The sequence below is a fragment of the Kitasatospora sp. NPDC096147 genome (assembly GCF_044763225.1).
In the GTDB taxonomy this organism is placed as follows: Bacteria; Actinomycetota; Actinomycetes; order Streptomycetales; family Streptomycetaceae; genus Kitasatospora.
The window spans coordinates 17,313-38,572 of the sequence record NZ_JBIWFX010000022.1 but is presented as its reverse complement, the minus strand read 5'-3'; the positions used below and the strand labels follow the sequence as shown (position 1 = coordinate 38,572).

The window sequence follows — 21,260 nt, the reverse complement described above, 5'->3', positions numbered from 1 at the left end:
GGTCGCGGGGTGCGGACCGGCCAAGGGGAGCCATGGCGGTGGATCCTCTGCTCCTGGTGCGGAGCCGGCGGGGCGGCGGGGCGGCGACCGGGTCGCCTGGCCCGGCGGACCTGACCGGTGGGGATGTTTCGGGAGCGTAGCCCTGCCGTTTCCCGGAAGTCAACCGGTTGACCTACTGATTTCTGATACTCGGGACTTGGGTCACTGGTAGCTGTTCATGGGGCGCGAGCCAGTAGGTCAACCGATTGACCTACTGGCCAATGCCGACCCCTCCATCCTCGCGCGGCCGCCGAGCCACGGGGAGGGGGAACCTACGGATCGGACCACGGAGACGGCGGCGTGCGGTGCCGCCCCCGTCCGGGCGTTCGCGGCGGGGCGGGCTCAGCCGTCGAGGGGCAGGTCGAGGAGCGCGTTCTCGATGACCTCGGGCAGGGCGGGGTGGATCCAGTACTGGCCGTGGGCCAGGGTGGTCACGTCGGTGCCCAACGACACGGCCTGGACCAGGGGTTGGACGAGGACGGGGGCGTCCGGGCCGAGGATGTGGGCGCCGAGGAGCCGGCCGGTGGCCGGGTCGGCGAGGAGTTTGACGAAGCCGGTGGTGTCCTCCAGGGCCCAGCCGTAGGCGGTGGAGGAGTAGGGGCGGGTGGCGGTGACGTAGCGCTGCCCGGTCGCCTCCGCCTGCTGCTCGGTGAGGCCGACGGCTGCGACGGCCGGGTGGCTGAAGACGGCGTGCGGGACGTGGCGGTGGTCAGTGCGGCGGGGCGCGTCCGGGTGGAGGAGGTTGTGCCGGACGGTGCGGGCCTCGTGGTTCGCGACGTGCTTGAGCTGGAAGGGGGACGAGACGTCCCCGAGCGCCCACACCCCGGGCACGGAGGTGGCCTGCCGGGCGTCCACCGCGATCCGGCCGTCGGGGTGGAGGGCGAGGCCGCCCGCCCGGGCGTCGACCAGGTCGGAGTTGGGGCGCCGCCCGGTGGCGACCAGCAGCTCGTCGGTGACGACGGTCGAGCGCCCCTCGGGCCCGTCGACGTCCAGCCGGAGACGGCCCCGGTCACGGCGGGCGCCGACCAGCGTGTGCCGCAGACGCACGTCCCACCGGGTGAGTGCCAGGTCGGTGAACCGGCGGGCGATGTCGGCGTCCTCGGCGCCGAGCAGCGCCTCGCCCCTGGCCAGCACCGTGACCTCCACCCCCAGCGCGGCGAAGACGTGGGCCAGCTCGGCGGCGACCACCCCGCCGCCGAGGACGGTCAGGTGCCCGGGCAGGCTCTCCATCCGCATCACGTCGTCGCTGGTGCGGAAGCCCAGCCCGGCGTCCAGCCCCGGGATGTCGGGGACGATCGGGCGGCTGCCGGTCGCGACCACCACCTGGTCGGCCGTCAGGTCCAGCCGGCCGTCGGCGGTCTCCACGCTCAGGCGGCGCTCGCCGGTGAAGCGGGCGGTGCCCCGGATCAGGGTGACGTTCGGTGTCCCGTCGGCCCGGTGGCGCTCGCCGGCCGCCGCGATCGGGTCGATCCGTCCGAAGACCCGCTCGCGCACCGCCTTCCAGTCCACCGGACCCAGCGTCAGATCGAGGCCCAGGGCCGCACCGTGCTCCGGCGCGAGGGCGGTGTCGGCGGTGTGGACGAACATCTTGGTCGGGATGCACCCCGCGTTCAGGCAGGTGCCGCCGAAGGCGCCGAGCGGGCCGAGGCCGCGTTCGACGACGGCTGCCTTCAGGTCGGCGAAGCGCTCGTCGAGGATCGAGTTCCCCGAGCCGGAGCCGATCACGACGAGGTCGAAGTGCTGGTCCACGCGGGGGACTCCCTCGGCAGGTGCTGGACGGATGGCGACGCGCGGGCGCCGGGCGGACGGGCCGGTGCGGCCGGGTCAGCGGGAGTGGTCGTCCTCGTCGAGGTCGAGGGGGACGACCCGGGCCTGCTCGGCGAGGTCGCCTTCGGCCGCTTCGGTGAGGGCGGGGTCGGCGAGGGACTCGTCCTCGTGGGGCAGCAGGTCGGTGTGCTGTTCGGCGGTGTCGGCCTCGGGCGCCTCGGGGCCGGGTGCCTGCTGGGCGTCGGTGGAGTAGGTGTCGGGCTCGGTGGGGTCCACGGTCATGGCCTGCTCCTCGGTCGGTCGGTCGGCTGGTCGGTCGGTTGGTCGGGTTCTGGATGCGCCTGCCCCCGGGCGGACCGTTCAGACGGGCGGGAACCGAACGGCCGGGTCCCCGCCGGCGCGGGCCCGCACTCCATGGTGACCCGTTCCCGTCCTCCCCGGCACCGCGACCGGCCCGGTGGTGTCACCGGGCCGGCCGCAGTCCTCAGACCACCGCGCCGCTGCGGTCGCGCGCATCCGACGCCGCGCCCGTCCGCCCGGACGGTGCCTTCCCCGTCGGCCGCCCGGCCGGCGGCTGCTTCGGGTACCGCTCCTGGAGCAGGACCGTCACCGGCATCGCGGTGAACACGGTGGAGGCCGTGCCCACCAGCACGCCCGCGAGCAGGGCGACGGAGAAGTCGGTGAGCGAGTCCCCGCCGAGGAAGGCCAGGGCGATCAGGACGAACAGCGCGCCCATGCCGGTGTTCACCGTCCGGGGCAGGGTCTGGGCCACCGCGCGGTCGGCGAGCTCGGCCCAGCTCGGCACGGTGCTGGTGCGCCGCAGTTCGCGCAGCCGGTCCAGCACCACCACGGTGTCGTTGACGGAGTATCCGACCACGGTGAGCAGCGCGGCGAGGAAGACGCTGTCCACCGGGCGGCCCAGCCAGGCGAACAGGCCGAGGACGATCAGCACGTCCTGCACCATCGCGATGACGGCCGCCGCCGCGTACGTCCAGCGGAACCTGACGGTGAGGTAGAGGAGCTGCGCCGCCACGGCCAGCCCGAACGCGATCAGGGCGTACCGCCGCAGCTCGCTGCCCAGGCTCGGGCCGATCAACTCGTCCCGCTCCACCGACAGTTCACCGGTGACCTCGGTGAGCGCCGCCCGGATGCGCTGCTGCTCCCCGTCGCCGGTCTCCTTGATCCGGACGGACACGCCGGTGTCGCCGGTGCTCTGCACCACCGCCTGCGGGAAGCCGGCCTCCACCACGGCCGCGCGGGCGGCGTCCGCGTCCACCCGCTGGGCGGTGCCGTACTGGGCCACCCGTCCGCCGGTGAACTCGACGCCGAAGTCCAGCCCGCGCAGGCCGATCCCGGCCAGCGCGAGGAGCACCAGCCCGGCGCACAGGGCGGGCCAGCGCCGCAGGTGACGGCGCATCAGCCGGGGCGGGCGCCGGGCCAGCCGGGTGCGCAGGCGGCCGGTGGTCGCCATGCCGGTCACGGCGGGGCGCCGGGCCACGGCCGGGCGGCGGACCGCCCACTCGGCGAGCAGCCGGGTGATCACCATGGCCGACACCATCGAGGCCAGCACGCCGATCGAGAGCGTCACCCCGAAGCCCTTGACCGGCCCGGTGGCGAACGCGAAGAGCAGCCCGGCGGCCAGCAGCGTGGTGACGTTCGAGTCCGCCACCGCGCTCCAGGCCTTGGCGAAGCCGGTGGCCAGCGGGCGCCGCAGGTCGCGCTGCCCGCCCCGGAGCACCGCGCCGGGTTTGGTGTACTCCTCCCGGGCCCGTTCGAAGACCAGCACGTTGGCGTCGACCGCGATGCCGATGGCGAGCACGAACCCGGCCAGTCCGGGAAGCGTGAGGGTCGCCCCGAGGGAGACCACGGCCGCGTACGAGATCAGCCCGTAGAGCACCAGCGCGACGGTGGCCAGCAGGCCGAGCAGCCGGTAGACCGCGATCACGAAGGCCGCCGTGCAGGCCAGGCCGATCACGGCGGCCCAGGCGCTGGCCCGGATCGCCTCCGCCCCGAGAGTGGGGCCGACGGTGCTCTGCTCGATCACCGTCACCGGCACGGGCAGGGCGCCGCCCTGCACCAGGGCGGCGAGGTCGCGGGCCTCACCGGCCGAGAAGCCGCCGGTGATCTGGGTGGTGCCGCCGGTGATGCCCTGGCCGCAGGGCACGCCGCTCTGCATCCCGGGGGCGGAGACGATCCGGTCGTCCAGCACGATGGCCACCCGGCGGGCCGGGTCGGCCGGGGCGGCGCACGCCGCCGCTCCGGTGAGCCCCGCCCAGGCGTCGCCGGCCGCGCTCCGGAAGGAGAGGTCGACGCTCCAGCCCCGGCCGGACTGGGTGTCCAGCGAGGCCCGGGCGTCCTTGACGCCCTCGCCGGTCAGGGCCGGCGGGCCCAGCCGCAGGTACCGGCCGGGCGCGTCGGGGTCGGGCAGTTCGCGCGAGCCGTCCGAGGGGGCGGCCGCGAGGCCCTGGGCCGGTGCGGGCCCGTCGGTGGTCCCGGTGACGGGGTGGAAGGCGAGCTGGGCGGTGCGGCCGATGACCTCGGCGGCCTGCCGCGGGTCCTGGAGGCCGGGCAGCTCGACCACGATGCGGCGTTCGCCGGAGCGGGCCAGCGAGGGCTCGGCCACGCCGAGGCCGTCGACCCGGCGGCGGAGCACCTCCAGCGTGCGGTCGGTGGCCTCGGCGTCGGCACCGGCCAGCGGCGAGTCCCGGGTCTCCAGGACGATCCGGGTCCCGCCGCGCAGGTCGAGTCCGAGGCGGGCGGGCGTGGTCAGCGCGGCGTAGAGGGAGAGGGCGACGACGGCGAGGGCGAGCAGGGCGCGCCAGCGGGTGGCGCGGCGGGAACGGCGAGAGGACACGGGTACTCCACGGGTGGCCCGCAGGCCGGGCACGTCCGCAGGCGGACGCGCCGGACCCGGGGGCGGGCGGACGCAAGGGGACGGCGCGCCGCCGGAGGAGTCCGCCACCGGGTGGCGGGCCCTCACGGGCCGGCTGCGGGCAGGCCGCAGCTCCCGGACGGCGGGCGCGTGGGACGTCAGTTGCTCCGGTCGGAGGGAGGACCCCGGGTCTCTCGCGGGTGGTGGGCGTCGCGCGGGGGCGCCCGCTCCCGGACGGCGCCGGGCACGAACGTCGCCGACCCGACGGACGGGGCGGCGGCCGGGACGGGCGGGAGCACGGCGACGGGCAGGAACGGCGGGCGGGTGGCCGGCTCGGTCGCGGCGGCCCGCCGCAGCGTGCTGTCGGGGGCGGTGCGGTCCGTGCCCCGCCGCACCTCGGCCCGGGCGGGGCCGGTGCGGAGCGGGACGGCCGCGGGTGAGGCGGACGGCGCCGCGGCCGGGCCGGCGGCCACCGCGGCCTGCGCGGCAGGGGCCGCACCGAGCAGCACCAGGAGCAGCGCCCAGAGGGCGAGCAGTGCGGTCGGAAGCCCGGACGGAAGCCCGGACGGAAGCCCGGACGACGCGCGCGGACGGGCACGTCGGCCCGTCGCGTCCCCCGCCACCCGTGTGCTCACCGAGACCTCCCCTTCCCGGCTCACTGTAGGCGACCGGACGGGAGGTGCCCAGCGCCCCTCCACCGGCCGGTCGTCCGGGCGGGCCTGACGGTTCGTCGGCCGGCGGTGCAGGGACGGGAGCCGGGGCGGTACGCGGCCGGTGTCCACCCGAACGGACCGCAGCGCCCCGCGCCTGCGATCATGAAGCGCACTGACGGGCCGTCAACGCGGCGGCGGGGACGCCCCGCCCCGGCCTCCCGATCCCTCCCGCCTGGAGCTCCGATGTCCGAAACCCCCGCGATCACCGTCCGGGACCTCTCCGCGAACGACGAGGCGGCCTGGCGCCGGCTCTGGGACGGCTACCTCGCCTTCTACGAGTCCACCGTGCCGGCCGGGGTCGCCGACACCACCTGGCGACGGCTGCTCGACCCGGCCGAGCCGCTGCTCGGCCGGGTGGCGGAGCAGGACGGGACGGTGATCGGCATCACCAACAGCGTGCTCCACCACAGCACCTGGCTCGCCGGCCGGGTCTGCTACCTGGAGGACCTCTTCGTCGACCCCGCCCACCGGGGAGCGGGGGCGGGGCGCCTGCTCCTCCAGGACCTCTTCGACCTCGCCGCCGAGCGCGGCTGGGCGCGCGTCCACTGGCTCACCGCCCACGACAACCCGGCCCGCCGCCTCTACGACACCTTCGTCCCGGCGGATCACTTCGTCCACTACGAGCGGGACCTGCCCGCCCCCGCCTGAACCGACCCGTGCTGACCCCCGGTCAGCTCCCCGGCCCCTTCCGGCCCGCCGCCGCCCGCCGTGGTGGCGGGTGGCGCGCGGGCCCGGTGGCGGTCAGTCGGTGGCGGAGCGCGCCTCGACCGCGTCGAGCAGCAGCCCCATCACGAACTCGAACTGATCGTCCTCGTCCGCCTGGGCCAAGTGCGGTGCCACCAAGGCGAGTCGCGGGTACTTCCGGGGGGAGGCGGCCAGGTACTCCCGGCCCCACGCGCTCCGGTCGCCCTCCCGGTCGGCGCTGTCCAGGACGGCCGAGGCCGCCTCGAAGGAGCTCATCGCCAGCGTGACGTCGACCAGCGCCCGGTAGTAGCGCGCGGACTCCCGGGGGCCGAAGCCGGCCTCCAGCAGGGCCCCGATCACCAGATCCGCCCCGCGGAACTCGGCGTCCCGCCGGGAGACCCGGGAGGCGACCAGGACGGCCAGCGCCGGGTGCGCCAGACAGGCCCGGCGTACCCGGCGGGCCAGGGTGGTCAGCGTCTCCCGCCAGGTGGGGCCGGGCTCGAAGCCGTCGACCGCCTCGGCGATCAGCCGCTCGGCGAGGCCGAGCAGGATCTCGTCCTTGCCGGAGAAGTAGCGCAGCACCGCCGTGTGGTTGGACCCCAGGTCGGCGCCGAGCCGACGCAGCGTCAGGGCCTCGGGGCCCTCCGACTCCAGGACGGTCATCGCCGCGTCCAGGATCCGCTCCCGGCTGAGGGTGCTGAGCGGCGGGCGCCCCCGCCTGGCTCCGACGGTGCGGGGGGCCGGGGTGCTGGGATCCGTCATGCCCACATCCTAGGGGCGGGCTCGGGTGCGACCGGGCCCGTCCGGACCCGCCCCGGGCGCCGGCTACCCGTCCGCCGCCAGCCGTTCGACCAGCGCGGTGAGCGCCGTCGCGGTCTCGCCGTCCAGCTCGGGGTCGTCGGCGACCGGCCAGGCGCTGGTCTTCACCACCACCACGTCCGCCACCGGGTCGATCCAGAGGTACTGGCCGTGGATGCCGAGCCCGGTGAACGCGCGGTTCGGCCCGCCGAGCGTCCACCACTGGTTGGCGTACCCGTAGCCCCCGGGCCAGCCCTCGCCCAGCGCGCCGACCTCCAGGTGCGGCAGCCCGGTGCCCCGGCTGCGCTCCACCCACGGCTCGGGGACCACCTGCCGCCCGCCGGCCCGGCCGCCCCGGGCCATCAGCAGGCCGAACCGGGCCAGGTCGCGGACCGTGGCGTTGAACGAGCCGCCGCCGACGGCGGTGCGCGGGGCGCTGCGGGAGAGCGCGTAGTACGCGTCGAACTCGGCGCCGATCGGCTGCCAGAGCCGTTCGGCGGCGTAGCGCGCCAGGCTCCGGCCGGTGGCGGCCTCCAGGACCCAGCCCAGCACCTGACTGTCGATGGTGGAGTAGTTGAACCGGGTGCCGGGCCGGGTCTCCGGCCGCACCGACCGCACCGCGTCCAGCACCGTGCCCCGACCGGTGACCGCCCGCATCAGCCGGTTGACCGGGGCGTCCGGGTCCTCGTAGTCCTCCTCGCCGCCCGCGCCGCTGGTCATCTGCAGCAGGTCCTCGACGGTGGGGCCGTCGAAGGCCGAACCGGCCAGGTACGGGCAGTACGTGACGACCTTGTCGTCCGTCGAGCCGATCGCCCCCTCCGCCAGCGCGATCCCCAGCAGCGCCGAGGTCACCGACTTGGTGAGCGAGAACAGCTGGAAGCGCCGGTCCGGTGCGGCGAACCGTCCCGGGTACGCCTCGTGCACCAGCCGGCCCCGGTGCACCACGGCGAACCCGGTGGTCCGGGTCCTGGCGTGCAGCTCGGCGGGGGTGCGGGTGGCGCCGTCCCACTCGTAGGTGAAGTCGAGCGGCCGGGGCGCCGACGGCAGGCTGCCGGGGCGGGCGGCGCGCGGCACCGGCTCGGACGGCAGCAGCAGCGACATGTGGGTGAAGGTCCACTCGTTCAGCGGCCGACGGGTCATCAGTTCGTCCTGGTGGCGCCACGCCCACCACGCACCGGCTCCCGCCGCCGCCGTCGCGGCCCCCAGTGCCCACGTCCCGCCACGCTCCATGTCCTCACCCTCGCCAGGTTGCTCCGGTCATTTTTGAACCAATGGTGACACCGTTGGTTCGGCGGGGCAAGGAGCACTTCGGACAGCGGACCGGGAACGTCCTGACCCCCGAGGCCCGGGGCTCGGCGCTCGGCGTCGCGGGGCCGGTCCCACCGACCGCTGCGCAAACGCTGCGGAGGGCCCCCGACAGCCCGCCCCGCGACGGTGGGAGCAGGAGGTACACCGCCATGACCCAGCCCCTGAACGCCCGGGAGACCACGCTCATCGCGGAGATCGAGCGAGGCCTGACCACCGCCGACCCCCGGCTCGACCGGCTGCTCCGGCGGCGCACCACCCCGGCCCGGCTCTGGCTGTGGCGCGCTCCCTCCCTGGTGCTGGTGGTGGCGTGCGCGGCCGTCCTCACCCTGGCCGCCGTGGTGACGGCCGGCACCGTCACCCCGTGGGCCGCCGTCGCGGCCGGACCGGGCGTCCTCACACTCGGCGCGGCGTTCCGACGCCTCGGCGGGCTCCGTCTCTTCTGACGGCTCCTCAGGCAGCCGCCGGAGCCGTCCGGTCCGCCGAGGTCCGTCCTGGCGGGGGAGCGTGCCCAGGGCGACGCGGGGAGGACGGCACCGCACTCGACGCCCCCGCCCGGCGCGCGCTGACCGCCCGTCAGGTCAGTGGACGTTCGCCGCCACGCCGTCGGCGGCCTCCGCGAACAGGGCGGCCTGCCGCGCCAGGGCCAGGGTGCCCGGATCACACGCCTCCAGCGTGCCGGGGTCGGTGACGGGAGCGCGGTCGGTGCGCAGGACCGAGTCGGCCGCCGAGCGCAGCCAGCCGGGGTGCGGTTCGGCACCCGCGAAGGCGGCCAGCCGGGCGAAGTGGTGCTCCGGCTCGTCGAGGACCTCCTCGTAGGAGAGGGCCATCCGGCGCTCCGCGGGCAGGGCCGTCATCTCCTCGACCCCCTGGACCACCAGGCCCGACCAGAACGCGCCGAACGCGGACAGCGGCACGGGGGTGCGCATGACCAGGTCGCAGTCCACCTCCCCGGCCAGGTGGGCGAGGTGGCCCGGCAGCAGCGGGACGTGCTCCGGGCCGAGGTCGAAGGGCGAGGCCAGGCCGAGCAGCGTCATCGCCTCGGTGCGCAACAGGAGCGTGCGGAAACCGATGTGACGGCTCATCGACAGCGCGACGGCCGGTCCCGAACGGCTGAGGTGCACGAAGCGGGCCTCGGGGAACATCGCGCGCAGAGCCGGGAGGAAGGCGAGCGAGGCCCCGGAGCGCTCCACCACCACCGAGGTGCGCTCGCGCCGGCCGAGGTCGGCGAAGAGCGCGCGGTACTGCTCGGGCAGCGGCCGGACGGGCCAGTCGGGGACGGTGGCGGCGAGTTCGTCGTGCAGGGCGTCGGGGGCGTCGGTGAGGGCGGGCAGGGTCATGTGGGCGATGGTGGGGACACCGGTCCCGGGTCGGTAGCGCCCGGTCGCGTAGGGGTAGAGCAACTCCGGCATCGGGTACGGGGAGGCCGCGATGGCGTCGAGCGGTCGGACCGGTCCGCCCAGGACCTCCCAGAAGCTCCGGCCGTCGAGCTCCCGGTCACCGAAGCCGAGGGTGCCCCGGCAGGCCAGGGAGGTGAAGAACTCGTTCATGCTGAGCACGTCGGGGTGGGCCTGGAGGGCGCGGGACAGCATGGTCGAACCGCACCGGCCCGTCCCCACGACGAAGGTGATGCTCATGCGTCCTCCCGGATCGGATGCGGATCGTCCGTGCGCGATCGCGGCCTGACCGTACGTCACCCGGACGGTGGCCGATCCCCGGTCCGCGAGCGGGACGGAAGGACCGTGGCCCGGGAACGACGGGCGGGCGGGTCGACGGCGGCCCGTCCCCGTTCATCCGAACGGGTGGCCCGGCCGGTGCGCCGTCGCCCGCCGGATCACAGCAGGGTTTCGCGCCACGGCGGAGATCCTTCCGGTCGTTCTGGCGCTCGTGCCGGTGCAACCGGGGGAACGGCGCACGACGGGGGTGCCGGCACCTCGATCATGAAGGAGACCGCCCGGCCGACAAGGCCCCTTCGTCCAGGAACGGAATCCCGCATGCCTGTTTCGCGCCTTCCACTCCGCGCACGCTCCGCCCGGCGCGGGCTCGCCGTGCTCACGCTGCTCGCCACCGCACTGCTGGGTGCCCCGCACCGCGCCGAAGCGGCACCGGTGACGGCCACTCAGAGCCAGCACAGCACCTTGGCGGTGTCCGCACTGTCCGCGGCCCCGGGGGAGAGCGTCACCTTCACGCTCACCGTCACCAACGCCGGCGGCTCGGCCGTGCAGGCGTACCAGGACTTCACGCCCTCGGGCCCGGTCTTCGCCACCACCGACAGCCTGGCCTGCGCCGTCCGGTCCGGGCCCGCCCCGGGGGTGTGCGTGGTCCAGCCGCCGACCCGCCACCTGGACGTCGAGTGGGGCTACGGTTCCAGCACCCGGATCCCCGCGCACTCCACCGCCGAGGTCTCGGTGACCACGACCGTCCCGGCGGACGCCGCCCCCGGCACGTACACCGTCACTCCCAGCGGAGCCGTCGGCGGTGTGGCCAGCACCTTCACCCCGGCCTCCTTCACCTTCGAGGTGACCGGCCGGGCGGACCTGGCCGTCGGTCTGACGGCCACCCCGACCGCACTGCTCTCCAGCGCCGTCACCTACACCCAGACCACCACCAACCACGGACCTGCCGCAGCGACTTCGGCGACCGTCAGCACCGCACTGCCGAGCCGGACCACCGGGGTCACCGACCTCCCGGCCGGCTGCGCCTACGACCCGGCGACCCGCACGGTGGCCTGCACCGACCTGGACCTGGCGGCCGGGACGAGCGCCACCCACACGTTCACCGCCCGGTTCGGCGCGCTCAGCGTCGGCAGCCTGACCGCGACGGCCACCCGGACGGCGAGCAGCCCCGCCGACGCCACGCCCGCCGATGACACCGCGACCGTGACCTGCACCGCGATCACGTCACTGATCCTCTCCTGCTGAATCCGTGGGCGGGACCGACTCGTCCGCCGCCGTCGAGGCGGCCGGAACAGGAGGGACGACGATAAACGATGCCGACGCACCCGGGCAGGACCCGGCTCTCGGGCTCGGCGCCGCCGTGCGGCAACTCCACGCCGAGGCCACGGCGGGCGCGCGGGAGCGGCTGCTCGCGTCCACCCCCGTGATCCTCGCCCTGTTCGACGGCACCGGCGGCCGACTGCTGCTCCACACCCCGGGCTGCCCGCCCACCGAGGCGCCGCCGGTCCCCGACTCCTACCGGTGGCTCAAGGACCTGGCACACGCACCGGTGGCCCTCTTCGACCTCGCCACCTCGCGCACCCGTCCCGAGGCAGAGGCGCACGACCGGCTCGTCGCCGCACTCGCCGACGCGGCGGCCGGCCCGGTCCCGGCCGGGACCGGGCCCGAGGAGGTGCGGACCGGGCGCGCCCTGCTCTCCCTCTGCGAGGGCTTCCTGGCGGGGCTCGACGGCGAGCGGGGTGCCGCGCCCGAGGACACCGCACGCTTCTCCCGCCGCTGCGCTCCGCTCCTGCTGCGCCTGATCGAGGCGGGTGCCGCCGTCCAAGTCGGCCACTGGGTCGCCGTGTTGGACGACTGGCAGACCCGGCTGGGCGGCTCCTTCGACGGTGCGTACGCGGTCGCGAACACCCTCTACGTCACCCGGGCCAAGAACGTCCTGTTCACCGTCCTGGCCCAGTACCTGGGCGAGGAGGCGGTCAACGAGCGCCTCTTCCTCTTCGAGACCCCCGAGTTCACCACGACCCCGGACCGGATGCTCGACCTCCTCGCTCGGATCGTCGCCGACCGTGAGCTCGGGCGGTCGTTCTTCGGGCAAGGTCGCGTGATGGACGTGGAACTGATGGGTGACGCCACCCGCTCCGCGCTACGGCGAGAGATGGCGAGGCGAGGCCGCAAGGCGGTCCTGCCTGCCACTGCTCCCTACGACACCCGCCAGTGGCCGTGGGCCACCGATCCCACCAGCGGCACCGCACCGAGCACCCTCGGCTCCCTGCGCGCCGACCGCTGAACGTCCGTCAGCCCGCCCGGGGCCTTCGCCCGGACGACGGGTCACGTACCGTCGGGCCCGGCCTGCCACCGGTCGGTCCCCTCACTCCCCGAGGACACCGCGCAGGCCGCGCAGCGCACGGTGGGCCCGGCCCAGCTCCACCGGATCGTGCGCTCCGGTGCGGAACTGCGTGATGCGCCGGAAGGGGCGGCCGTTCCCGGTTTCGGCGAGGGCGCTGACCTGGTCCCAGACCTGGCTGACGGGGGCCCAGGCGAACTGCTGGCGCATGGCGGCGGACCAGATCCGCCAGGTGCGGTCGCTGATCCAGCCGGCCGCCCTCAGTTCGAGTTCGTCCTCGCAGAGGATCAGGTAGGCGCGAAGGACCCGCTCGTCGGCCTCCGTGAGGGTGACCGTGGTGGTGGCCTTCAGGACGGGGAGGGAGAGGTCGTCCATCAGCTTCCAGTACCTCGCGACGTAGAAGTCCTCGAAGGCCCGGATCCGTTGCCGCTGGATCTGGCGCAGGCTCAGCACGGCCGCGATGACGGCCAGGACGGTGGCGATGGCAGCCGTGTCTGCGAGCATCCGTGTGATCTCCCCCGAGTCGCGGTGCGGCCAGGATGCCGTGCGGCCCACGCACGGACAAGGCCCAACACACCGACATGGCAAGGGTGTTGCGCGCGCGTGGCAAGGTGGCCCGTGGCGGCGCCCAGAGGCCGAGCGAGGTGCGGGGAGCCGATCAGGGCAGGCCCCTCGGAGTGCGGCGCGTCTCGGCGAAGTGCGCTCCTTCCCAACGGAGTTCGACGCGGCGAGGTGCGAGCGCACCGGCTCGGCCGGCCACGGTCAGCAGGAGTCCGGCGGGCCCAGACGGCGGAAGGGGTCCGGGGCGCCACGGCCTTCGGGGGGCAGGTAGACGAAGAGGTGCCGGCCGTCGGCGGGGAGGGCGAGGGCGGTGTAGTCGAGGACGTCGGTGTCCAGGGCGGGGTGGTGCAGGGTGAGGCGGCCCTCGCGGGGCGGGGCGGCGCGGTGACGGGCCCACAGGGCGGCGAACTGTGGGCTGTGGGTGGAGAGTCGGGTGACCAGGTCGGTCAGCTCGTCGTCGTCGGGGCGGGTGGCGTGCCGGACGCGCAGCCCGGCCACCAGGTCCGCGCCGATGGAACCGGTGGGAGCGTGGTTGGCGTGCTGGGTGGCGCCGTGCGGGCAGCAGAACACCTGCCAGAGCAGGTTGCGCTCCCGGACAGGCCGGGAGGCGGGGTCGGCCATCAGCGCGCCGGCTTGGGTGTTCCACGCGAGCAGGTCGAACAGGGGCCCGGTCACGAAGGCCGGTGAGCGGTCGAGGGAGTCGAGCAGCGTGCGGGTGCGCGCGTCGAGGGCGGCCGGGCCGGTCGGCGTCGTGGCCGTCGTGGCCGTCGCCGTCGTCGCGGCGGACCGGCGGTGGGCGAGCCGGTGCAGGTGGTCCCGTTCGGGGTCGCTGAGCTGGAGGGCGGCGGCGATGCCGTCGAGCACCGGCCCGGTCGGCAGTCGTTGGCGGCCCTGCTCCAGCCGGGCGTAGTAGTCGGTCGAGATGCCGGCCCGAACGGCGACTTCCTCCCGGCGCAGCCCCGGCGTGCGGCGACGCGGCCCGCCCGGCAGTCCGGCCTCGGCGGGGGCCAGGCCTTGGCGTCGGGCCCGGAGGAAGGCACTGAACGGGGTGTCGGGCATGGTGTCACGCTTTCACAGCCCGGCGCGCGTATCCAGGACCTGGCAGACCCTGGCTGCGGAGCCCGGGACGATCCGGCCGCTGCCGCCGTCCGGCCGTCCGCAGCATGCTCCTTGCATGGGACTTCTCGACCGGAAGGTCACGATCATCACCGGCGCGGGGCGGGGGATCGGCGCGGCTGCCGCCGAACTCTTCGCGGCGGAGGGCGCGTTGCTCGTCCTGGCCGCCCGTACCGGGCCCGAGGTGGAGGCACTGGCAGCGCGCCTGCGGGCAAGCGGTGCAGACGCGACGGCGGTGGCCGCCGACATCTCCACGGCCGACGGGGCGGAGCGCGTGGTGGAGGTCGCACTGGACACCCACGGCCGGCTCGACGCGGCGTTCGACAACGCCGGCTCGGGGCCGATGCCCGCGCCGCTCGCGGACCGGACCGAGGAGGAGTGGGACGCCGTCCACGCCGTCAACCTCCGTGGCACCTGGCTCTGCCTGCGGGCCCAGCTCCGGGCGATGGTCGCGGGCGGCCGGGGCGGCTCGATCGTGCTGTGCGGCGGGGTCGGCGGACTGGTGGGCGGATTCGGGGACGGTACGCAGCAGGCGGCCAAGCACGGGCTCACGGGTCTGGCGAAGGCGGCCACCGCCGACTACGCCCGCCACGGCGTCCGGACCAATGTGATCGCACCCGGCGTCGTCCGGACGCCGTCCGCCGAGCCGCTGTTCACCGCCGGTCCGGCCTTCGGCGAGGCCGTCGCCCGCTTCACCCCGCTGGGCCGCCCGGCCGGCCCGGTCGAGATCGCGCAGGCCGCGGCCTGGCTGCTCAGTGACCGGTCCTCGTACGTCACCGGGGTGACGCTCCCCGTGGACGGCGGCATCACGGCGACCCGGTCCTTCGACTGAGCGCGTCCCGCCGTTCCGGACCACCTTCGCCGGTCGGGCCGCGCCGGTGCAGGCCGAGCGCCAGGCCGCCGAGCAGACGGCAGCGGTCAGCGCAGGTTCCGGACGTTCAGCACGATGCCGACGACCCCGACGACGGTGACGGGGAGGGCGAGCCACAGCTTGGCGATGATCACGCCGTTGCGTTCGGCCCGCTGAGGGCGCCCGGGGTCGTAGCGGACCGGTATCAGCGAGCCGACCTTCGGGCCCCGCAAGGCGGACCCGGAGCTGGTGACCTCGTAGCTGCGGCCGTCCTGCGCGGTGAAGCGGAAGACCGCCGACCGGCGCACCACCCCGGGCCGGGCCGAGGCGTCCCTGGTGTCGACGACCTCGGCCATCGTCGACACCAGACGCGAGCGGTCCCGCAGGTGCTCCACCGCTCCGCTGAGGACCGCCCAGATCACGTACGCGAAGAACGCCACACCGAGCACCGAACCGACCTTGTCCACCGCACACCCCCTCCGCAGCGTGACGCCCGCCGTCCCCCGACGGCGAGCACCGTCCGAACCGTAGCCGCCCGGTCCTGACAGGTCGTCAACCCTGGGGTTGAATCCGGAGGTTGCGGGGCGAAGGGGGCACGGGGAGTGAGCGGCTCCGCCGGCGGCTGCGGTGGACGGACCGCCGGACGGCGGCTCAGTGCTCGGTGACGTCCACGCCCCGCCAGAAGGCGACCCGGTCGCGGACCTGGTCGGCGGCCGGCAGCGGGTCGGCGTAGTACCAGGCGGCGTCGGGGTTGGTGAGCCCGTCGACGCTGACGGTGTAGTAGGAGGCGGTCCCCTTCCAGCCGCAGTACGTCGTGGTGTCGGAGGGGAGCAGGAGGTCCTGCCGGACGGACTCCAGGGGGAAGTAGTGGTTGCCCTCGACGACGACGGTCTCGTCGCTCCGGGCGATGACGGTGCCTTGCCAGCGTGCAGTGACCATGCCCCGATTGTGGCCGGGCCGACCCCGGTGGCGCCAGGGCCTGCCGGTGCCTGGCCCCGACAGGCCAGGCATACGGTCGGTCAGGCCGGGCAGACGGGCCGGGCGGCACCGGGCTGCGCGCACACCGGAGGGAAGGCAGGCCAGTGAGGGGATTCCGGGATTTCGTCCTGCGGGGCAACGTCGTCGACCTCGCCGTGGGCATCGTGATCGGCGCGGCCTTCTCGGCCGTCGTCACCGCCCTGGTGCGTGCGTTCCTCACCCCGCTGGTCGGCCTCGCCACCGGGGTGGCGGGCGACTTCAGCCGACGGACCGTCACCGTCCACCACGTCGAGTTCCCCTACGGCGCGTTCGTCGACGCCGCCCTGACCCTGGTGCTCACCGCGCTGGTGCTCTACTTCCTGGTCGTCCTGCCGTTCAACCGGCTGCACGAGCGCTTCGCCCCGCACCACGACGTCCAGGCGCCGAAGCGCGACTGCCCCGAGTGCCTGTCCGCCGTCCCCGCACCGGCCCGCCGCTGCGCCTTCTGCACCGCCGAGCTCGCCCCGGTCGCGGACCGCCCCTGACGGGTTCACTGCGCCGGCAGGGCGGCGATGGACGTGGCGATGGCGTGGAGGTCGCCGCTCGGCGTGGTCGGGTAGCCGGTGGTGGAGCGTGCCCAGGCGTCGTCCATCGCGAAGAAGTCGACCGGGGCCGGGGCCGTGCCGGTGCTCAACGCCCGCTCCAGGGAACGGAAGTAGGCCGCCCAGCGCTTGGCGTAGAGGTCGCTGATCAGTCCGGAGTACTCGCGGGCGGCGTAGTCGTGCAGGCCGTGGTCGTCGGCCTGGGAGCGGTCGCCCCAGGTGGTGAGCAGCGAGCGGGCGTCGTACTGGAGCCGGTCGGCCTCGGCGGCGTTCGCGGCCCAGCCGTCGGTGCCGGCCAGCCAACTGCCCACCAGGAAGCGGCTGTCGGTGGCCATCAGCCGGTCCAGGGTGGCCAGCTCGGCGGCCCACTCCGCGGCCAGGGAGCGGAAGGCGGTGAGGTCCCCGGCGGTGTGGGCGGCGGCGATCCGCGGCAGCAGGGTGCGGCCGTGGTCGTCGAGCGCCTGGCGGGCGGTGTGCAGCAGGTCGAACCGGTAGGCATCGGTGCCGCGCAGGGCGGGGTCGACCCGGAGCAGCTCGGTCAGCGCGTCCCGGACGGTGGCCGGGTCGTAGCGTAGTCGGCGGGGCGACCAAGTGGCCGAGCCGGCCGCCGTCAGTGCCGGCCGGGCGGTGAAGAGGCTGTCCTGCGGTTCGGCCCAGGTGCCGGACGGCATCGAGTACGGGCCGCTGCGCAGCAGGTCCCAGGCGGCGGCGGCATGCGGGTCGGCGGCGCCGTAGCGGGCGTGCGCGTAGGCCCGGAACCACTCGGCCTGGTCGATCGGGTCGGCCGACCAGGCGAGTTCGGCGAACAGGGCGAGGGCGGCCGGGTCGGTGCCGGTGCCCTCGGGCATGAAGGCGATGCCTCGGAGCGCGCTGCCGGGCTTGGTCCGCCACTGGTGGAAACGGGCCGTCCAGACGGCGGAGTTGGCGCCGAAGGTGGTCTTGCCGCCCATGTTCGCGATGCTGCCGAACGCGTACGGGGTGCCGTGCCAGGAGGCTTCCCGGTCGAGGCCCAGGTAGCGGTCGGAGAGGCCGTCGACCACCAGCATCCTCGATTTGTCGACACCGGCCAGCAGGGCGTCCGAGGGGTTGTCCTGCCAGCCGAGGAGCGCCCAGGTGGCGCCGGGGTGGGCGGCGAGCATCGCCTGTTGGATGGCTCCGGCGGCGGTGCTGAGGTCGATCGACCCGGCGCTGCCGCCCTCCTGGAGCGGGTCCATCTTGAACATGCCCGTCGGGCCGAACTCCGCGCTCTGGTGGGCGTAGTAGGAGGCCGCGACCTCGCGGAAGCGCGGGTCGTTCGGGTCGAGCCAGGACGGGCGGGTGAAGCCGACCCAGTCGCCGGGCGCGACCACCTGGCTGCCGGGGTTGCGGACGGCGAAGTCGGCCGGGACGGTGCCGAAGTAGCCGGGCAGCACTGGCGTCATGCCGAGCCCGCGCAGCTGGTCGCAGATCTGCCGGCCGAGCGCGGCGCGGTCGGCGATCAGCCGGGCGGAGACCCGGGAGGCGGCGGAGCCGGACAGGTTCTGCATCAGCCACCAGGGTTGGTGCGCCGGGCCGGGCACCCAGGACTCCACCTCGGCTGCGGTGTAGCCGAACTGCTGGAGCGTCCGGTGGTACGGCTGCTCGGCGCCGACGGTGACCAGCACCTCGTTGATGCCGTGCAGGGCGAGCACGTCGATCCGGTGCCGGTGCTCGGCGAAGGTGCGGTAGGCCCCGGAGTAGCCGTCGTCGGTGTCGTTGAGCGCGTAACGGTGCGGCACCACGGCGGAGTCGGTGTACGGGGCCGGGACGCCCGGGAGCGTCGCGGGCAGCGCGGAGGTGCTGCTGCCGGGCAGGCCGATGTCCACGTGGGCGACGTGGCGCAGGTACCAGCCGACGCCGGTCAGCAGAGTGGCCGGGGTGGTGCCTACCACCCGGATCGCGCCGGGGGCGCCGGAGACCGAGAAGGAGTCGGTGCCCGGGGTGGTCCGCTCGGCCGGGCGGAGGGTGAACTGCCCAGCGTGGGAGGGGAGGAGGCGCTGGAGGCTCGCGACGGCGGGCGCGGTGTCGAAGGCGGCGGCCCGGGAGGCGGGTGCGGCGACGGCGGACAGCCCGGCGGCCACCGTCGCCAGGGCGGTCAGCAGGATGAGCAGCAGCGGTCCGTGCCGCGTCGGGTCCTTCACGGGGCCTCTCCTCGCCGGACGGACGGACGGCTGTCCGGGGACGGACGGCGGACAGCGTGGGCGGTGGGGCGGTGTCCCCTCGACGGGGCGTCAGGGGTGGGGCTGGAACGGCTGGACGCTACCGGCTCGCCGTTCGGCCCGGAGGCGGAGCGAGGGCGGGTCGGGCCGCCGGACGGCGTGCCTCGGCCCGCCGTGGCCCCGGGGGTCACCGCTCGCCCCGGGGCCACGACGTCCGTTCCCGGACCGGCCGGGTCAGTACCGCAGGTCGGCGGCGATCCCGCCGGAGTCGGCGAGGGTGCCGTCGGGGACGAAGGCGACCCGGGCGCCGGTGTCGAGGGCGCGCTCGACCACCTCGTCGACGATGTCCTCGCGCGCGCCGGGCTGCCCGGCCTCGGCCGGGACGAGGTGGTCACCGTCGTCGCGGACCACCGTGCGGAAGTTCTCCTCGACCACCAGCAGCGCGATCCGCCCGCCGCCGACGGCCTGCCAGACCTCGTCCAGGCCGGCCGCGAACGCCTGGCGGCCCCGCGCCTTGTCGAGCACCGCCAGGGTGTCCGTGACGTCCTGGGCGGCCCGCTCGCGGAGTGCCGGGCTGATCACCCGCAGGACCTCCTCCGGGCCGGAGTGGGTGAGGCCGCCGTGCGGGAGCCGGGCGTCGGCCGCCTTGAGGGCGGGGCCGGACTCGTCCAGCAGGGCCAGCGCCGCCGCCTCGCCGACCACGTACAGCGGGCGCGGATCGACGGTGAGCAGCTCGCCCACCGCCCGGTCCGCCTCCCGCAGGAAGGTCTTGGTCTCCTCGTCGCGGAAGGTGCTGGGCCGGTCGCCGATCCGCTCCTGCCGCTCCGGGTCCGGATTGTCGAACGTCCGCACCAGCGGGAAGCCGTGCGCGGCCGTCTCGGTGAGCCGGGCCTCGTCGCCGCCCCACAGCACCACCCGGTCGGCGGCCAGCGCGAGCACCCAGACGGGCCGCTCGGCCGCCTGGGCGGCGACCAGATTGCGGGTCAGGAAGGTGTCGGACAGCACCACCCGGGCCGGCACGGCCCGGCCGAGCGACCAGATCCGGTGCTCGCCCGGAGCGGCCAGCAGCACCAGGCCGTCCTCGGCGTGCACCAGGTCGACCTCGGCCGCCGCGCGGTCCAGCTGCTCCAGCACGTCGATCCGGTCCGCCCGGGAGACCTGCGGGTCGTCCTCGACCCGCTTCCTGGCCTCCGCGACCAGCGTGCGCAGGCGGACCGGGTCCTGGGTGTTCTCGGGCTCGCGCCGGTGGGTGGGCATCAGGACGGACACGGCCGGGTAGGGCCGGGGACGGCGCAGGTCGGCCAGGACGGCGGGGGTGAGGGTGGGATGCATGGTGACCCTTTCCGAAGCGGACATTTCACCTGATTCGTCATCAATCTAATGATTTCTGGACCAGGTTGTGGGACCGCCACCCTCCAGGCCGAGCCGAGCCGAGCCGAGCCGAGCCGAGCCGAGCCGAGCCGAGCCGGGATGGGCCGAGCCGGGATGGGCCGGGCCCGGGCGCGCCGCTCAGTGGTCCCGGGTCACCGTCCAGGCCGGCAGGTGGTGGAAGAACGCCACGGCGTCCGGCTGCCAGCGGTCGTACCAGTCACCCGCCACGGCGGAGGCCTCGGCTGCGTACCGCTGCGCCTCGGCCTGGAGCGAGCGGTCCACCCCGTGTCGGCGCCCCAGCGCACGGACCTGGTCGAGGGTCTCCTCGTCGGCGTCCGGATCGCCGAGCGCGCGGGCCAGCAGCTCGCGTCCGGCGGCGTCGGTGTCGGCCGTCAGCAGGGCCCGGACCGCGTAGCTGCGGCGGCCGGACCGGAGGTCGGAACCGACCGACTTGCCGACCGTCGCCGGGTCGCCGAACAGGTCGAGCCAGTCGTCGCGCAGCATGTTGGCGATGCCCAACGCGGTGGCGTAGCGCCGCAGTTCGCCGTCGTACGGCGCGGGGTCGACCCGGGCGGCGAGCAGGCCGAGGCGGAGCGGGGTCAGGAGGGAGTAGCGGGTGGTCTTGTACTCGGTGACCGCGTGCAGGAAGTCCGTGCCGGGGACGGGGCCGAAGTCCCGCTCCAGGTCCAGGAACTGGCCGAGCACGGTGGTGGCCCCGACCCCGGCCAGCTCGGCCGTCATGGCGGCGCCGCGCTCGGGCGGCGGCTCGGCGGCGGCCAGCACCCGCAGGGCGAGGAAGGCGGCCAGGTCGCCCGCGAGCACGGCCAGGCCCAGGGCCGTGTCCGGCCGGTCCGGGTGCTCGTCCCGGTACTGCTGGGGCACCGAAGGGGCGCCACGCCGGACGGCCGAGCCGTCGATGATGTCGTCGTGCACCAGGCCGTGGGTCTGGAGCAGCTCGATGGCGACGGCGGCCTCGTCCAGGCCGGGCAGCGGCTGACGGGTGATCAGCCCGGCCGCCTCGTGCAGCACCGCCACCCGCAGGCGCTTGCCGCCGCGCAGCGACATGTCCCGGAGCAACTCGACGGCGCGGGCGGGGAAGCGCCCGTGCCCGAGCCCGTCGAGGGCGCTGCCGCCGGGGCCGGTCAGGGAGTCGAAGTAGGCCGCGAAGCGGTCGTCGAAGCGCTGCCGGTGCCCGGCCGCGCGCCGCAGGGCGGCAGTGATCGTCTGGTCCACCGCCCCAGACTTCCATCCGCCCCGGGGCCGACCCCGACCGGGGCCGGCACCGACCGGGGCCGCCACCGACCGGGGCCGGCACCGACCGGGGTGGGGGGGCCCCCCCCCCGGGGGGGGGGGGGGGGGGGGCCCCCCCGGGGCCCGGGGGGGGCGCGGGGGGGCGGGGGGGGGGGCCCGGGGGGGCCCCCCCCGCCG

General features: G+C 75.4%; 20 protein-coding genes. 6 read left to right on the top strand and 14 right to left on the bottom strand.

The genetic code is table 11. The features are described 5' to 3' along the window. Positions 1-381 precede the first annotated feature (381 nt). The 4 genes from ACIRBX_RS36405 to ACIRBX_RS36390 form a co-directional block, all read right to left on the bottom strand. Entirely contained in the window at positions 382-1,788 is a 1,407-nt protein-coding gene (locus ACIRBX_RS36405) for a mycothione reductase (RefSeq protein WP_402304266.1), read from the bottom strand. Between the two features lie 75 nt (positions 1,789-1,863). Then, the gene (locus tag ACIRBX_RS36400) at positions 1,864-2,088 is read right to left on the bottom strand and encodes a hypothetical protein (RefSeq protein ID WP_402304263.1); all 225 of its coding nucleotides are present in this window, start codon (positions 2,086-2,088) and stop codon (positions 1,864-1,866) included. Between the two features lie 202 nt (positions 2,089-2,290). Further along, entirely contained in the window at positions 2,291-4,660 is a 2,370-nt protein-coding gene (secD, locus tag ACIRBX_RS36395; protein WP_402304261.1) for a protein translocase subunit SecD, read from the bottom strand. 176 nt (positions 4,661-4,836) lie between these two features. Beyond that, positions 4,837-5,313 (bottom strand): hypothetical protein, encoded by a 477-nt coding sequence (locus ACIRBX_RS36390; protein WP_402304258.1) that lies wholly within the window; start codon positions 5,311-5,313, stop codon positions 4,837-4,839. Positions 5,314-5,574: 261 nt separating this feature from the next. On the opposite strand from ACIRBX_RS36390, the gene ACIRBX_RS36385 reads away from it, so the two are divergent. Continuing rightward, positions 5,575-6,039 carry a GNAT family N-acetyltransferase gene (locus ACIRBX_RS36385; protein ID WP_402304256.1) on the top strand — a complete coding sequence of 155 codons (465 nt, stop codon included), beginning with the start codon at positions 5,575-5,577 and terminating at the stop codon, positions 6,037-6,039. A 93-nt stretch (positions 6,040-6,132) separates the two neighbouring features. On the opposite strand, the gene ACIRBX_RS36380 is transcribed toward ACIRBX_RS36385, so the two are convergent. Then, positions 6,133-6,837 carry a TetR/AcrR family transcriptional regulator gene (locus tag ACIRBX_RS36380; RefSeq protein WP_402304253.1) on the bottom strand — a complete coding sequence of 235 codons (705 nt, stop codon included), beginning with the start codon at positions 6,835-6,837 and terminating at the stop codon, positions 6,133-6,135. A 63-nt stretch (positions 6,838-6,900) separates the two neighbouring features. Next, a complete protein-coding gene (locus ACIRBX_RS36375) occupies positions 6,901-8,013 on the bottom strand; it encodes a serine hydrolase domain-containing protein (protein WP_402304251.1) in 1,113 nt (370 codons plus the stop codon). 317 nt (positions 8,014-8,330) lie between these two features. On the opposite strand from ACIRBX_RS36375, the gene ACIRBX_RS36370 reads away from it, so the two are divergent. Next, the gene (locus ACIRBX_RS36370; protein ID WP_402304248.1) at positions 8,331-8,624 is read left to right on the top strand and encodes a DUF3040 domain-containing protein; all 294 of its coding nucleotides are present in this window, start codon (positions 8,331-8,333) and stop codon (positions 8,622-8,624) included. A 135-nt stretch (positions 8,625-8,759) separates the two neighbouring features. Here the strand turns inward: ACIRBX_RS36370 and ACIRBX_RS36365 are convergent, their stop codons facing one another. Then, positions 8,760-9,815 carry a sulfotransferase gene (locus ACIRBX_RS36365; protein WP_402304245.1) on the bottom strand — a complete coding sequence of 352 codons (1,056 nt, stop codon included), beginning with the start codon at positions 9,813-9,815 and terminating at the stop codon, positions 8,760-8,762. Positions 9,816-10,172: 357 nt separating this feature from the next. On the opposite strand from ACIRBX_RS36365, the gene ACIRBX_RS36360 reads away from it, so the two are divergent. After that, on the top strand, positions 10,173-11,099 hold the full coding sequence (locus ACIRBX_RS36360; RefSeq protein WP_402304243.1) for a hypothetical protein: 927 nt from the start codon (positions 10,173-10,175) through the stop codon (positions 11,097-11,099). A 115-nt stretch (positions 11,100-11,214) separates the two neighbouring features. Next, entirely contained in the window at positions 11,215-12,141 is a 927-nt protein-coding gene (locus tag ACIRBX_RS36355) for a hypothetical protein (protein WP_402304240.1), read from the top strand. A gap of 81 nt (positions 12,142-12,222) precedes the next feature. On the opposite strand, the gene ACIRBX_RS36350 is transcribed toward ACIRBX_RS36355, so the two are convergent. Then, on the bottom strand, positions 12,223-12,702 hold the full coding sequence (locus ACIRBX_RS36350) for a hypothetical protein (RefSeq protein ID WP_402304238.1): 480 nt from the start codon (positions 12,700-12,702) through the stop codon (positions 12,223-12,225). Between the two features lie 258 nt (positions 12,703-12,960). Beyond that, the gene (locus ACIRBX_RS36345; RefSeq protein WP_402304235.1) at positions 12,961-13,818 is read right to left on the bottom strand and encodes a helix-turn-helix transcriptional regulator; all 858 of its coding nucleotides are present in this window, start codon (positions 13,816-13,818) and stop codon (positions 12,961-12,963) included. A gap of 115 nt (positions 13,819-13,933) precedes the next feature. On the opposite strand from ACIRBX_RS36345, the gene ACIRBX_RS36340 reads away from it, so the two are divergent. After that, the gene (locus ACIRBX_RS36340; protein WP_402304231.1) at positions 13,934-14,707 is read left to right on the top strand and encodes an SDR family NAD(P)-dependent oxidoreductase; all 774 of its coding nucleotides are present in this window, start codon (positions 13,934-13,936) and stop codon (positions 14,705-14,707) included. Positions 14,708-14,793: 86 nt separating this feature from the next. Here the strand turns inward: ACIRBX_RS36340 and ACIRBX_RS36335 are convergent, their stop codons facing one another. Beyond that, on the bottom strand, positions 14,794-15,192 hold the full coding sequence (locus tag ACIRBX_RS36335) for a DUF3592 domain-containing protein (protein WP_402304229.1): 399 nt from the start codon (positions 15,190-15,192) through the stop codon (positions 14,794-14,796). A gap of 184 nt (positions 15,193-15,376) precedes the next feature. After that, positions 15,377-15,664, bottom strand: coding sequence for a DUF427 domain-containing protein (locus ACIRBX_RS36330; RefSeq protein ID WP_402304226.1), 288 nt, complete (start codon positions 15,662-15,664; stop codon positions 15,377-15,379). A gap of 143 nt (positions 15,665-15,807) precedes the next feature. Here ACIRBX_RS36330 and mscL point away from each other — a divergent pair, with 143 nt between their 5' ends. Next, positions 15,808-16,227, top strand: coding sequence for a large conductance mechanosensitive channel protein MscL (gene mscL / locus ACIRBX_RS36325; RefSeq protein ID WP_402304223.1), 420 nt, complete (start codon positions 15,808-15,810; stop codon positions 16,225-16,227). A 5-nt stretch (positions 16,228-16,232) separates the two neighbouring features. Here mscL and ACIRBX_RS36320 read toward each other — a convergent pair whose 3' ends face one another. The 3 genes from ACIRBX_RS36320 to ACIRBX_RS36310 form a co-directional block, all read right to left on the bottom strand. Further along, positions 16,233-18,443: an alpha-N-acetylglucosaminidase gene (locus ACIRBX_RS36320; protein ID WP_402304221.1), complete on the bottom strand. Its 2,211-nt coding sequence runs from the start codon at positions 18,441-18,443 to the stop codon at positions 16,233-16,235. 252 nt (positions 18,444-18,695) lie between these two features. Further along, the gene (locus ACIRBX_RS36315) at positions 18,696-19,793 is read right to left on the bottom strand and encodes a chemotaxis protein (protein WP_402304218.1); all 1,098 of its coding nucleotides are present in this window, start codon (positions 19,791-19,793) and stop codon (positions 18,696-18,698) included. Positions 19,794-19,970: 177 nt separating this feature from the next. Beyond that, complete coding sequence (locus tag ACIRBX_RS36310; protein WP_402304215.1) at positions 19,971-21,065, bottom strand: polyprenyl synthetase family protein; 1,095 nt, start codon at positions 21,063-21,065, stop codon at positions 19,971-19,973. Positions 21,066-21,260: the final 195 nt, after the last annotated feature.

What these genes read in the sequence shown, in the direction of transcription:
- ACIRBX_RS36400 (WP_402304263.1), bottom strand. Translation starts at nt 2,088, where the DNA reads ATGACCGTGGACCCCACCGAGCCCGACACCTACTCCACCGACGCCCAG.
- ACIRBX_RS36385 (WP_402304256.1), top strand. Translation starts at nt 5,575, where the DNA reads ATGTCCGAAACCCCCGCGATCACCGTCCGGGACCTCTCCGCGAACGAC.
- ACIRBX_RS36380 (WP_402304253.1), bottom strand. Translation starts at nt 6,837, where the DNA reads ATGACGGATCCCAGCACCCCGGCCCCCCGCACCGTCGGAGCCAGGCGG.
- ACIRBX_RS36375 (WP_402304251.1), bottom strand. Translation starts at nt 8,013, where the DNA reads ATGACCCGTCGGCCGCTGAACGAGTGGACCTTCACCCACATGTCGCTG.
- ACIRBX_RS36370 (WP_402304248.1), top strand. Translation starts at nt 8,331, where the DNA reads ATGACCCAGCCCCTGAACGCCCGGGAGACCACGCTCATCGCGGAGATC.
- ACIRBX_RS36365 (WP_402304245.1), bottom strand. Translation starts at nt 9,815, where the DNA reads ATGAGCATCACCTTCGTCGTGGGGACGGGCCGGTGCGGTTCGACCATG.
- ACIRBX_RS36360 (WP_402304243.1), top strand. Translation starts at nt 10,173, where the DNA reads ATGCCTGTTTCGCGCCTTCCACTCCGCGCACGCTCCGCCCGGCGCGGG.
- ACIRBX_RS36350 (WP_402304238.1), bottom strand. Translation starts at nt 12,702, where the DNA reads ATGCTCGCAGACACGGCTGCCATCGCCACCGTCCTGGCCGTCATCGCG.
- ACIRBX_RS36345 (WP_402304235.1), bottom strand. Translation starts at nt 13,818, where the DNA reads ATGCCCGACACCCCGTTCAGTGCCTTCCTCCGGGCCCGACGCCAAGGC.
- ACIRBX_RS36340 (WP_402304231.1), top strand. Translation starts at nt 13,934, where the DNA reads ATGGGACTTCTCGACCGGAAGGTCACGATCATCACCGGCGCGGGGCGG.
- ACIRBX_RS36330 (WP_402304226.1), bottom strand. Translation starts at nt 15,664, where the DNA reads ATGGTCACTGCACGCTGGCAAGGCACCGTCATCGCCCGGAGCGACGAG.
- ACIRBX_RS36315 (WP_402304218.1), bottom strand. Translation starts at nt 19,793, where the DNA reads ATGCATCCCACCCTCACCCCCGCCGTCCTGGCCGACCTGCGCCGTCCC.